The organism is Micromonospora sp. NPDC005215, assembly GCF_040607915.1.
Classification (GTDB): Bacteria; Actinomycetota; Actinomycetes; order Mycobacteriales; family Micromonosporaceae; genus Micromonospora.
In genome coordinates, this window is sequence record NZ_JBEXHQ010000018.1 from 47253 (window position 1) to 59040 (window position 11788).

Here is an 11788-nt window from a genome sequence, read left to right on the forward strand (position 1 = left end):
CCGTCGTGGCGTCCATCCGTGACCGGGTCAAGCAGTTGGTCCCGACCCAGGTGACAGTCCGGGTGAAGGAGTCCCTGGTGGACTACGGGGTCCGCACGAGTGACCGGCGGCCCCTGCCGGACTTCCTGATCATCGGCACGAAGCGGGGCGGCACCACCTCCCTGTGGAACTACCTCATCCAGCACCCGCTCGTGCCCCGCCTCTTCCCGGCGTGGAACACCAAGTCGGCGCACTACTTCGAGGAGCACTGGGGGCGCGGTGAGGCGTGGTACCGCTCGCACTTCCCGACCGAGCGCCACCGCGATGCCCTGTCGAAGCGGCACGGCGGGCCCGTCCGGGTCGGCGAGGCGGCGCCGCTGTACATGTTCCACCCGCTCGCCGCGCAGCGGGTCGCCGCGCTGCTGCCGGGGGTGAAGCTGATAGTGCTCCTGCGGGACCCGGTGGAGCGGGCGTACTCGCACTGGAAGGAGCGCCGCACGCACGGCATCGAGCCGTTGGACTTCGCCGCCGCGCTGGCCGCCGAGCCGGAACGGACCTCGGGGGAGCGGGAGCGGCTGATCGCCGAGCCGGAGTCGTTCAGCGAGGCGTACGACTGGTACACGTACCGGGCGCGGGGGCGCTACCTGGAGCACCTGGAGCCGTGGTTGGCCCGTTTCGACAGGCAGCAGATCCTCTTCCTGCCCAGCGAGGACCTGTACCGCGACTCCCGGGCGACCTACCGGCGCACCCTGGACTTCCTCGGGCTGCCGGCGTACGACCTGCCCAACTTCAAGGTCTACAACGACCGGCGCTCGGCGCCGCTGGAGCCGGCGGTGCGCGCCGAGCTGACCGACTACTACCGGCCGTACAACGACGCGCTGCGCCAGCGGCTCGGGCTGGACCTCGACTGGGCGGACCGGCCGGCGTGACGACGCAAGTGGGCGTGGCCACCGACCCGCGTGCCCGGGTGGACGGTCTGGGCTGGGTGAGCCGTGCGGTCTTCCCGGACGAGCGGGTCAACCTGACAGTGGGTGGTGCCGCGCCGGCCGGTCACCGGGTGGTGGCCCGGTACGCGGTGGTGCCGTCGGTCGCCCGGGCCCGGTTCCTGGTGCCGTTGGGCGCGCCGCGGGCCGGGGCGGCGTCGCTGTGGGCGTACAACGCGCTGCGACCACCGAAGGTGCGCGCGCTGCGGGCGGTGCTCGGCGGGCTGGCCCGGTTCGGTGCGGTGGGGCTCGCGCCCTTTCCGACGCTGACCGTGTCGGTGCCCGCCGGGGCGGCGGCGGAGGAGGTGCTGCTGACCGAGCGGCTCGCGGCCGAGCTGGGCGGCACGCCGCTGCTGGCCGCGTGCGGGGTCCGACCACCCGACCCGAACGGCAAGCCCACCCTGCAACTCTTCACCGCCGACGGTCGTCCGCGCGGCTACGCGAAGATCGGCTGGAACGACGCGACCCGCGCGTTGGTCACCGCCGAGGCGGCGGCGCTGCGGGCGCTGCGGGCGGTGACCGGTGTCGCCGACCACCCGACGCCGCCGCGGCTGCTCACCGAGACGGCGTGGGCGGGCCAGGCGGTCGCGGTGATCGAGCCGCTGCCACCGGCGGTACGCGGTGTGCCGGTCGACGACCCACCGCGGATCGCGGCGCTGCTCGCGGTCGCCCGGCGTGGCGGCCCGTCGGGTCCGCCCCGAGCACTGGCCGGGTCGACCTTCCTGACCCGCCTGGCCGGGCAGGCCGACCGGGCCGCCGCGGCCGAGGAGACCGGCGCTCGGGCGGTCGCCGCGGTCGCCGCGCTGGCCCGACGGCACGGCGACACCAGTGTGGAGTTCGGCCACTGGCACGGTGACTGGGTGCCCTGGAACCTGGGCCGGCACGACGGGCGGTTGGTCGCCTGGGACTGGGAGCACAGCGGGGCGGACGTGCCGGTCGGCTTCGACCTGGCGCACGACGCGTTCCAGCGGGCACTGGTGCTGCGGGGTGAGTCGGCCGCCGTCGCGGCGTCGGCCGTCGACGCGGAGCTGGACCGGCACGGCGACCGACTCGGCCTCGGCACGCCGCAGCGCCGGCTGGTCGCCGACGCGTACCTGGTGGAGATGTGGTTGCGGACCTGGCGGCTGGCCGACGCGGGCGCGGGCTGGAACACCGCGCTGCATCCCGCACTCTTGGACGTCATCGAGAAAAGACATAGCGGCTGATCCGGAGGAATCACGGCGTCCGGGTGCGCCACAGAGTGACGACAAAATCGCAGGTGGTGATAACGATCGATGGAACCTCGGGCGTTCGACGCGCCCGGGCGTCCGATGTGGACACCGATGTCTCGTCCGGTCGCGCTATTCAACGACCGGAGAACGTGTGATCTGCTTTTGCGTGGCGTGAACTGGAATTCCAAGCGAACTTGTGGGGAGTCGCGTGGACACGAAGAACGACGACGATGCCGCGCCAGTGCTTCTGCTGGTCGGCTCCAGCGGCGGCCATCTGGCCCAACTACTCGCCCTGCGGCCCTGGTACGAACAGTGGCGGCGCTGCTGGGTCACCTTCGACACCCCGGAGGCGGTGTCCCTGCTGACCGGCGAGGACCTGGTGCCGGCGCACCACCCGACCACCCGCAACATCCCGAACCTGCTGCGCAACGCGTTGCTGGCCTGGCGGGTGCTGCGGGCCCGGCGGGTCGCCGCGGTGGTCACCACCGGCGCCGGGGTGGCGGTGCCGTTCGTGGTGCTGGCCCGGCTGTGGCGCATTCCGACCGTCTACATCGAGGTGTACGACCGGATCGACACTCCGACGTTGACCGCCCGACTCTGCCGGCCGTTCCTGTCCGCGATGCTCGTGCAGTGGGACGAGCAGCGGCGGCAGTATCCCGAGGCCACCGTCGTCGGGACGCTGCTGTGACGGGGGAGGCCGGCACCGCCCGGCGTCCGCAACCCGGGTCGACCGGCGAGGAGCCCCGGCTGCCGCGCCAGCGCGACACCTCGACCGGCCAGCTCCGGCTGCTGGTCGCGGTCGGCACCGACAAGCACCCCTTCGACCGGCTCGTCGACTGGCTGGCGCAGTGGCACGCGCAGGCCCCCGACCCGGTCGGGCTGACGATGCAACACGGGCACACAAGTGCTCCGCACCTGCCCGGCGCGGTGCCGTTTCTCGGCCACGACGCGCTGCAACAGGCGATGGACGAGGCCGACCTGGTGGTCTGCCACGGTGGCCCGGCGACCATCCTGGAGGCCCGCCGGCACGGCCACCTGCCCATCGTGGTGCCCCGCGACCCGGCGCGCGGTGAGCACGTCGACGACCACCAGCTCCTGTTCGCCCGCCGGCTCGGCGCCGCCGGCCTGGTGGCGCTCTGCGAGACCCGGGAGGCGCTGCACGGCGCGTTGGCCGACGGGCTGGCCGACCCATCCCGGTACGCGGTGGCCGCCGACCCGCAGGCGCACGAGGCACAACGGGCGGCGGTGGCCCGGGTCGGGCGGATCGTCGACGACCTGGTGGCCCGCTCGACCCCGCGCCCGCTCCGGCGGCGGACCTGGTCCCGGCCGCGCCCGGGTGCGAAGGAGATCCGATGACCCACCAGCCCAGCGTCAGCGTCGTGGTGCCCACCCGGGACCGCCCCGAGCTGCTGCGGTCCGCGGTACGCGCGATCCTGGCACAGGAATACCCGGGCCCGATCGAGGTCGTTGTGGTGTTCGACCAGTCCGTGCCGGACGAGTCGCTGACCGAGCTGGCGGACGGCCCGGCCCGCGCGGTGCGGGTGATCGGCAACACCCGTACCCCGGGGTTGGCCGGGGCCCGCAACAGCGGCACCCTCGCCGGCACGGGTGAGCTTGTCGCGTTCTGCGACGACGACGACGAGTGGCTGCCCGGCAAGCTGGCTGTGCAGGTCGACGCGCTGGCTGCCGACCCGGGCGCCGAGTTCGTCTGTTGCGGCATCCGGGTCAGCTATGACGGGCACACCGTCGACCGGGTGCTGGACAAGGACCGGATCAGCCTGGACGACCTGCTGCGGGACCGGTTGACCGAGCTGCACCCGTCGACCTTCCTGATCCGCGCCGTTGCGCTGCGCGACGGGTTCGGGCTGGTCGACGAGGACATCCCCGGCAGCTACGCGGAGGACTACGAGTTCCTGCTCCGAGCCGCGCGCAGCGCGCCGCTGATCAATCTGCGGACGCCCTCGGTGCTGGTCCGCTGGCACAAACGCTCGTACTTCTCGCAGCGCTGGGACACCATCTCCGAGGCGTTGCAGTGGCTCCTGCAGCGCTATCCCGAGTTCGCCGGCCAACCGGCCGGTGCGGCCCGGGTCGCCGGTCAGATCGCGTTCGCCCAGGCCGCCGCCGGCAACCGCCGGGGCGCGCTGCGGTGGGCCCGGCGCACCCTGCGGAGCAATCCCCGCGAGCCGCGCGCCTACCTGGCCCTCGCCGTCGCCGGTCGGGTGGTCCGGGCCGACGCGGTGTTGCGCACCCTGCACAAGCGCGGTCGGGGGATCTGACCTGGCGCCGGTGCCCGGTCGACCGGGCACCGGCGTCCGCAGGGCGGGACGCGGCGGGCAGCGTGCCGGGTCGGTGGCGCGCCGTGACAGACTGACCGCTGTGTTGCGTTGGTTGACTGCAGGTGAATCGCACGGTCCCGCCCTCGTCGCGATGCTGGAGGGGGTGCCGGCCGGCATCGAGGTGACCACCACCGAGATCGCCGACGAGCTGGCCCGTCGGCGGCTGGGCTACGGCCGGGGTGCCCGGATGGCGTTCGAGCGCGACGAGGTCGAGCTGCTCGGCGGTCTGCGGCACGGGGTGACCCTGGGCAGCCCGGTGGCGATCCGGGTGGGCAACTCCGAGTGGCCGAAGTGGCAGACCGTGATGGCCGCCGACCCGGTCGACCCCGACGAGCTGGCCCAACAGGCCCGCAACGCCCCGCTGACCCGTCCGCGGCCGGGCCACGCCGACCTGGCCGGCATGCAGAAGTACGGCCACACCGACGCCCGGCCGATCCTGGAACGCGCCAGCGCCCGGGAGACCGCCGCCCGGGTGGCCGTCGGCACGGTCGCCAAGGCGCTGATCCGGCAGGCGCTCGGCATCGAGATCGTCTCGCACGTCGTCGAGCTGGGTCCGGTGGCCGCGAAGCCCGGGCTGCGTCCCGTGCCGTCCGACGCCGCCCGGATCGACGCCGACCCGCTGCGCTGCCTCGACCCGGAGGCCAGCGCGCTGATGGTCGCCGAGGTCGATGCCGCGAAGAAGGCCGCCGACACCCTCGGGGGCGTGGTCGAGGTGCTGGCGTACGGGGTGCCGCCGGGACTGGGCAGCCACGTGCAGTGGGATCGCAAACTCGACGCCCGACTGGCCACCGCGTTGATGTCCATCCAGGCGATCAAGGGCGTGGAGATCGGCGACGGCTGGCAGCAGGCCCGGTCCCGGGGCTCCGAGGCGCACGACGAGATCATTCCGTCGGCGACCGGCGTCCGCCGGGTCACCGACCGGGCCGGCGGGCTGGAGGGTGGCATCACCACCGGCGAGCCGCTGCGGGTTCGTGCCGCGATGAAGCCGATCTCCTCGCTGAACCGGGCACTGGCCACCGTGGACATCACCACCGGCGAGCCGGCCACCGCGATCAACCAGCGGTCCGACGTCTGCGCGGTGCCCGCCGCGGCGGTGGTCGCCGAGGCGATGGTGGCGCTGGTGCTCGCCGAGGCGGCCACCGAGAAGTTCGGCGGGGACTCGATCGCCGAGATCCGCCGCAACCTGGCCGGCTACCTCGACGCGCTGGTGATTCGCTGATGGCACCGGTCGTCGTGCTGGTCGGCGTGCCCGGCTGCGGCAAGACCACCGTCGGCCGGGCGCTCGCCGCCACCCTCGGGGTGGAGTTCCGCGACACCGACATCGACATCGAGCAGATGGCCGGCAAGCCGATCCCGGAGATCTTCATCGACGAGGGTGAGGCGCACTTCCGTACCCTGGAACGGGCTGCGGTGGCCGCGGCGCTGGCTGCCGGCACGGGCGTGCTCGCCCTCGGCGGCGGCGCGGTGCTGGCCGAGGAGACGCGGGCCGCTCTGATCGGGCACCGGGTGGTGCACCTCTCGGTGGAGCTGCCGGACGCGGTGAAGCGGGTCGGGTTGGGCGCCAGCCGACCGCTGCTGGCGATCAACCCGCGCGCCACCCTCAAACACCTGATGGATCAGCGCCGGCCGCTCTACCGCGAGGTTGCCACGGTGACGGTGACCACCGACGGCCGAACCCCGGCGTCGGTCGTCGCCGAGATCGCCGACCTGTTACCCCGCTGACTGGCCCGGTGGCGGCCGTCCCGGCTCGCTCAGCCGCGTGCGACCAGGCCGAGGACGTCGGCCAGAGCCTTCGGCTCGCTCAGCATCGGCCAGTGCCCGGTGGGCAACTCGTGCAGTTGTCCGCCGGCCAGGCCGGTGAAGAACGGGTGCTCCTGGTCGATCATCTCCCGCACCACGCCGAGCGGGAAGGTGCTGGCAATCAGCGCCGTCGGCACCGGCCTCCCGCCGGTGCGTCGCACCGGGTCGGTGGCGGTCCGCAGTGGCTGCGCGGTGGCCCGGGTACGCAGCAGGGCCAGCGTGGGTTCGTCCAGCCCGGTGAGGTTGACCGGGTCGGCGAGTGGATCCCAGGTCGGCGGCGGCAACAGGTGGCCGTCGCCGATCGCGACCCGCAGGCGCTGCTGCTCCTCCGGCGGCACTGTGTCGAACTGCGCGGTGCCGTCGGGTAGCGGCCCGCTCTCCACATAGATCACCCGGGCGATCCGCTCCGGGATGCGGTCCGCCGCCTGGGCGACCGGCATGCCACCGCCGGAATGCCCGACCAGCAGCACGTCGTGCAGGTCCTCGACCTCGATGAGCCGGACGATGTCCACGGTGTGCGTCTCCAGGCTCACCTCCGGCCCGGCCAGGTGGTCGCGTTCGGCCAGCCCGGTCAGCGTCATCGGGTAGACGTCGTGGCCCTGCGCGCGCAGGGTCCCGGTCACGTCCCGCCACGCCCAGGCGCCCAACCAGAACCCCGGTACCAGCACGTACGTCGCCATCTGTCGCTCCTTCTCTCGGTTACCGACAGACCGTACGATCGAATCCGGACAGAATCCGCCCGGTTTCGAGGAGTGGTCCGTGTCACATCCCGCCGGTCGGGTGCTGGCCCTGCTGGAGTTGCTCCAGGCCCTGCACCGCGCGACCGCCGCCGAGCTGGCCGGCCGGCTCGGCGTCGACGAGCGGACCGTGCGCCGGTACGCGGCCACCCTCGTCGAACTGGGCATCCCGGTCACCGCCGACCGGGGGCGGCACGGCGGCTACCGGCTGCACCCCGGCTACAAGCTGCCACCGCTGATGCTCACCGACGACGAGGCGGTGGCGGTGCTGCTCGGCCTGGTCGTCGCGGAGCGGGTCGGGCTGGCCACCGAGCAGCCCGCCACGGCCACGGCACTCGCGAAGATCCGTCGGGTGCTGCCGGCGGCGCTCGCCGACCGGCTCGCGGCCGTGCAGGAGCACCTCGGCTTCACCCTGCGACGCCCCGAGCCGGAGCTGCGGCCGGCGTCGGGCACCCTGCTCGCCCTGGCCGCGGCGGCCCGCCACCGGCAGCGGGTGGCACTGGACTACCGCTCCTGGCGGGGCGAGCAGTCGCACCGGGAGCTCGACCCGTACGGCCTGGTCTTCCACTCCGGCCGCTGGTACGTCACCGGCCACGACCACCGGCGCGGTGAGGTCCGCACGTTCCGGCTGGACCGCGTCGGCGCCGTGACGCCCGGCACGGCGACGTTCACCGTCCCGGAGGGCTTCGACCCGGTGGCCCGGGTGACCCGGTCCCTGGCCGGCGTGCCCTACTCGCACGAGGTCGAGGTGCTGCTGGAGACCGACCTGGACGCGGCTCGCCGCCGCATCCCGCCCAGCGTGGCCGAGCTGACCGTCACCGCCCAGGGAGTGCTGCTGCGGGCTCGGGCGGAGAGCCTGCCCGGTATGGCCGCGCTGCTCGCCGGTCTGGGCTGCCCGTTCACGGTGCGACACCCGGAGGCGCTGCGCGCCGCGGTGGCCGAGCACGCCCGCCTGCTCGCCGACTGGGCGGCCCGGCCAGCAGGTGGGCAGATGCCGTCACCGCGCCGCCCGCTGGACTAGGCTGCCGGCGATGGACGAGGTGACCCGGATTCCGGTCGGCGGCGAGCGGCCGTACGACGTGTTGGTGGGACGTGACCTGCTGGGCGCGGTGCCCGGCCTGCTGCCCGGCGCGAGCCGGGCGGCGGTGCTGCACGCGCCCCCGCTCAAGGCCCTGGCGGACGCGCTCGGCGAGCGACTGCGCGCCGCCGGCGTCGAGCCGCTGCCGATCGAGGTGCCCGACGCCGAGTCGGGCAAGCAGATCGACGTGGCCGCCGCCTGCTGGGACCGGCTCGGCGCGGCCGGTTTCACCCGCACCGACGCGGTGGTCGGGGTGGGCGGCGGCGCCGTGACCGACCTGGCCGGCTTCGTCGCGGCCTGCTGGTTGCGCGGGGTGCGCTGGGTGCCGGTGGCAACCTCGCTGCTGGGCATGGTCGACGCCGCGGTGGGCGGCAAGACGGGCATCAACACGGCCGCCGGCAAGAACCTGGTGGGCGCGTTCCATCCGCCGGTCGGTGTGCTGGCCGACCTGGCCACTCTGGACAGCCTGCCCGCGGTCGACCTGGTGGCCGGGCTCGCCGAGGTGGTCAAGTGCGGGTTCATCGCCGATCCGGCGATCCTGGACCTCGTCGAGCGCGACCCGGTGGCGGCCACCGACGCGCGTGGGCCGGTGACGCGGGAGCTGATCGAGCGGGCGATCCGGGTCAAGGCCGACGTGGTCGCCGGTGACCTGCGCGAGTCGGGCGTGCGGGAGGTGCTCAACTACGGTCACACCCTGGCCCACGCGATCGAGCGGAACGAGAGCTACCGCTGGCGGCACGGGCACGCCGTCGCCGTCGGCCTGGTCTACGCGGCCGCGCTGGCCCGCCTCGCCGGCCGGCTGGACGCGCCGACCGCCGACCGGCACCGGGCCACGTTGAGCGCGCTGGGCCTGCCGGTGAGCTACCCGGCCGACGCCTGGCCGCACCTGTTGGCCGGGATGCGGGTGGACAAGAAGACCCGGGGCAGTCGGCTGCGCTTCGTGGTGCTGGACGGGCTGGCCCGGCCGTCGATGTTGGAGGGCCCGGACGACGCGCTGCTGGAGGCCGCCTACCGGGAGGTGTCCGCCCAGTGAGGGTGTACGTCCTCAACGGGCCGAACCTGGGCCGGCTGGGCACCCGCGAGCCCGAGGTGTACGGCGCGACCAGCTACGCCGATCTGGTGGCGCTCTGCGAGGCCACCGGCCGGGAGTTGGGGTTGGACGTGACGGTCCGGCAGACCGACGCCGAGCACGATCTGCTCGGCTGGCTGCACGCCGCCGCCGACGAGGCTGCCGCGGTGGTGCTCAATCCGGCTGCCTGGTCGCACTACTCGTACGCCGTGCGCGACGCGTGCGCCATGTTGCGGGGGCCGTTGGTGGAGGTGCACCTGTCCAACATCCACGCCCGTGAGGAGTTCCGGCACCATTCGGTGGTGTCAGCGGTGGCGACCGGGGTGATCTGCGGTCTCGGCATCGACGGCTATCGCCTCGCTCTGCACCACCTGGCCGCCCGGGGCGCCTGACCGCCGGCTTCCCGCCCCGGCGCACCCGACCACCGGCTTCCCGCCCGCCGCACTCGGCCTTTCATCGCCTTTCGCGCAGGTCTGTGACAAATCACCGGTTGTGATCGCTAACTCTCGTCGCCGAGCGTCACTCAGCGTTCCTCGCCCGGCGGTAGGGCACCTGCCTGCTCGGTCCCTTTGCTTTGCACCCGCGGATGCGACAGGGCGGTGAGCTGCGGATATGTGAGCTGCGTTGAGGCGGGGCAGGAGTTTGCCCGGCACGTTGCGTGACTGTCGCATATATGGGAGCAGAGCAAAGGGGCTGACCAGGGGGGAGGGGGACCTTCCCTGGAGGTCACTTTGCGTTACCTTTGTGGGCGTCGATGCCCAATGGGCGGACCTCGCCGAAGTAGGGTGGTCAGCGGGTCTCGGCGCAGCTAGTAGACTCGTAAGGTCTGTCCGCCAATTGATGATCAAGGCAGGAAATGGCCTCCACCAACGACCTCAAAAACGGCCTGGTACTCAACCTGGACGGCGAGCTCTGGGCTGTCGTCGAGTTCCAGCACGTCAAGCCCGGTAAGGGTGGTGCCTTCGTGCGCACCACGCTGAAGAACGTGCTGTCCGGGAAGGTGGTCGACAAGACCTTCAACGCGGGCACCAAGGTCGAAACCGCGACCGTTGACAAGCGCACGATGCAATACCTGTACGCCGACGGTGAGGACTTCGTCTTCATGGATCTGGAGACGTTCGACCAGATCACCGTGCCCGGCGGCACCATCGGCGAGGCAGCCAACTACCTGCTGCCCGAGGCGGAGGCGACCGTTGCCCAGCACGAGGGTGTGCCGCTCTACATCGAGCTGCCCACCAGCGTCGTGCTGGAGGTCACCTACACCGAGCCGGGCCTGCAGGGCGACCGCTCGACCGGCGGCACCAAGCCGGCGACCGTGGAGACCGGCGCCACCGTGCCGGTGCCGCTGTTCATCACCACCGGCGAGAAGATCAAGGTCGACACCCGCGACGGCCGTTACCTCGGCCGCGCCTGATGGCTGAGGGTTCCAAGCAGCAGATGCCGGCGCGCCGCAAGGCGCGCAAGCGGGCGCTGGATGTCCTCTACGAGGCCGACCTGCGGGACAAGCCTCCGGTGGAGGTGCTGGCCGGCTACGTGCAGCGGATCGAGCAGCCCCGACCGGAGCACCTGGGCTACGCGGTGAGCCTGGTCGAGGGCATTGCCGAGCACCTCAACCGGATCGACGAGCTGATCGCCAGCTACGCCGAGGGTTGGACGCTGGAGCGGATGCCGGTCGTCGACCGCAACCTGGCCCGGATCGCCGTCTACGAGTTGCTCTACGTCGACGAGATCGACGACGCGGTGGCGATCAGTGAGGCTGTGGAGCTGGCCCGGCAGATGTCGACAGACGATTCGCCGCGCTTCCTCAACGGGGTGCTCGGCCGGATCGCCGAGTACGCCACCCGCTGAGCGTCGCACCAACGAACGCCGTAACCGGAAAGGGCCCGTGCCAGATGGCACGGGCCCTTTCGGTACAGCGACAGCTCAGGAGGCGAAGAACGCCCGCGGGTCGGCCACCAGCACACCGTGCTCGGTGAGCCGCTCGATCAGACCCGACGGCGAGGCGTCATAGACGATCGCGAGCGCCCGCAGGTCGTCAGCGCGGATCGAGAGCACCCGGCCGTTGTAGTCACCACGCTGCTGCTGGATGGCGCGGGCGTAGCGGGCGACGTAGGCCAGGTCCTCGGAGGCCTCGTCGTAGAGCCGCTCCAGGTCCAGGACGATCTTGCTGGTGGGCTCGTGCCGGACACCACTGCCATCAGGCAGCAGCTCCGAGACGGGAACACGGTAGAACTCGGCCAACTCGGCCAGACGGGACACCGTCACGGCCCGGTCGCCGCGCTCGTACGAGCCGACCACCACGGCCTTCCACCGCCCATTCGACTTCTCCTCCACACCCTGCAGGGAAAGACCCTGCTGCTGGCGGATGGAGCGCAGGCGGGCGCCCAGAGACTTGGCGTATTCAGAGGGCATTCGGACACTCCCAGTGCTGCTCGGGGTTCTCCCGTCGATCGCTACGGAGCGTGACGGTACGGGGAATGCGACACCTGGTCAAGTGGTCGTGACCCGACCGTTGGGGAGCGTCCGGGAAGTTATCCCCATTTCCTGGTCCTGATTCGGTGGTCAGCAGCCGCCGTCCATCGGCCCGGTGACCAC

General features: G+C 72.5%; 14 protein-coding genes. 12 read left to right on the forward strand and 2 right to left on the reverse strand.

The genetic code is table 11. The features are described from left to right. The first annotated feature begins 5 nt into the window (after positions 1-5). The 7 genes from ABZU25_RS15855 (at position 6) to ABZU25_RS15885 (ending at position 6231) form a co-directional block, all read left to right on the forward strand. Complete coding sequence (locus tag ABZU25_RS15855; protein ID WP_355030126.1) at positions 6-908, forward strand: sulfotransferase domain-containing protein; 903 nt, start codon at positions 6-8, stop codon at positions 906-908. Beyond that, positions 905-2167: a hypothetical protein gene (locus ABZU25_RS15860; protein ID WP_355030058.1), complete on the forward strand. Its 1263-nt coding sequence runs from the start codon at positions 905-907 to the stop codon at positions 2165-2167. The genes ABZU25_RS15855 and ABZU25_RS15860 overlap by 4 nt, the downstream gene beginning before the upstream one ends. A gap of 214 nt (positions 2168-2381) precedes the next feature. Continuing rightward, complete coding sequence (locus ABZU25_RS15865; RefSeq protein ID WP_355030059.1) at positions 2382-2861, forward strand: UDP-N-acetylglucosamine--LPS N-acetylglucosamine transferase; 480 nt, start codon at positions 2382-2384, stop codon at positions 2859-2861. Further along, a complete protein-coding gene (locus tag ABZU25_RS15870) occupies positions 2858-3529 on the forward strand; it encodes a glycosyltransferase (protein WP_355030060.1) in 672 nt (223 codons plus the stop codon). Before ABZU25_RS15865 ends, ABZU25_RS15870 begins: the two co-directional genes overlap by 4 nt. Beyond that, a complete protein-coding gene (locus ABZU25_RS15875; protein WP_355030061.1) occupies positions 3526-4449 on the forward strand; it encodes a glycosyltransferase family 2 protein in 924 nt (307 codons plus the stop codon). Before ABZU25_RS15870 ends, ABZU25_RS15875 begins: the two co-directional genes overlap by 4 nt. 100 nt (positions 4450-4549) lie before the next feature. Then, the gene (gene aroC / locus ABZU25_RS15880; protein WP_355030062.1) at positions 4550-5728 is read left to right on the forward strand and encodes a chorismate synthase; all 1179 of its coding nucleotides are present in this window, start codon (positions 4550-4552) and stop codon (positions 5726-5728) included. After that, positions 5728-6231 (forward strand): shikimate kinase, encoded by a 504-nt coding sequence (locus ABZU25_RS15885; RefSeq protein ID WP_355030063.1) that lies wholly within the window; start codon positions 5728-5730, stop codon positions 6229-6231. Before aroC ends, ABZU25_RS15885 begins: the two co-directional genes overlap by 1 nt. A gap of 29 nt (positions 6232-6260) precedes the next feature. Here ABZU25_RS15885 and ABZU25_RS15890 read toward each other — a convergent pair whose 3' ends face one another. Beyond that, positions 6261-6989, reverse strand: coding sequence for an alpha/beta hydrolase (locus ABZU25_RS15890; RefSeq protein WP_355030064.1), 729 nt, complete (start codon positions 6987-6989; stop codon positions 6261-6263). A gap of 79 nt (positions 6990-7068) precedes the next feature. Between ABZU25_RS15890 and ABZU25_RS15895 the strand changes: the two genes are divergently transcribed. From ABZU25_RS15895 to nusB, 5 genes are all read left to right on the forward strand, one after another. Further along, a complete protein-coding gene (locus ABZU25_RS15895; protein ID WP_355030065.1) occupies positions 7069-8067 on the forward strand; it encodes a YafY family protein in 999 nt (332 codons plus the stop codon). A 10-nt stretch (positions 8068-8077) separates the two neighbouring features. Next, complete coding sequence (gene aroB / locus ABZU25_RS15900; protein ID WP_355030066.1) at positions 8078-9157, forward strand: 3-dehydroquinate synthase; 1080 nt, start codon at positions 8078-8080, stop codon at positions 9155-9157. Next, entirely contained in the window at positions 9154-9585 is a 432-nt protein-coding gene (gene aroQ / locus ABZU25_RS15905; RefSeq protein WP_355030067.1) for a type II 3-dehydroquinate dehydratase, read from the forward strand. The genes aroB and aroQ overlap by 4 nt, the downstream gene beginning before the upstream one ends. A 464-nt stretch (positions 9586-10049) precedes the next feature. Further along, positions 10050-10607, forward strand: a complete 558-nt coding sequence (gene efp / locus ABZU25_RS15910; RefSeq protein WP_355030068.1) for an elongation factor P — start codon at positions 10050-10052, stop codon at positions 10605-10607. Between the two features lie 23 nt (positions 10608-10630). Beyond that, positions 10631-11041: a transcription antitermination factor NusB gene (gene nusB, locus ABZU25_RS15915; protein ID WP_355030127.1), complete on the forward strand. Its 411-nt coding sequence runs from the start codon at positions 10631-10633 to the stop codon at positions 11039-11041. 75 nt (positions 11042-11116) lie between these two features. Here the strand turns inward: nusB and ABZU25_RS15920 are convergent, their stop codons facing one another. After that, positions 11117-11605 carry a transcriptional regulator gene (locus tag ABZU25_RS15920; protein ID WP_007458348.1) on the reverse strand — a complete coding sequence of 163 codons (489 nt, stop codon included), beginning with the start codon at positions 11603-11605 and terminating at the stop codon, positions 11117-11119. Positions 11606-11788: the final 183 nt, after the last annotated feature.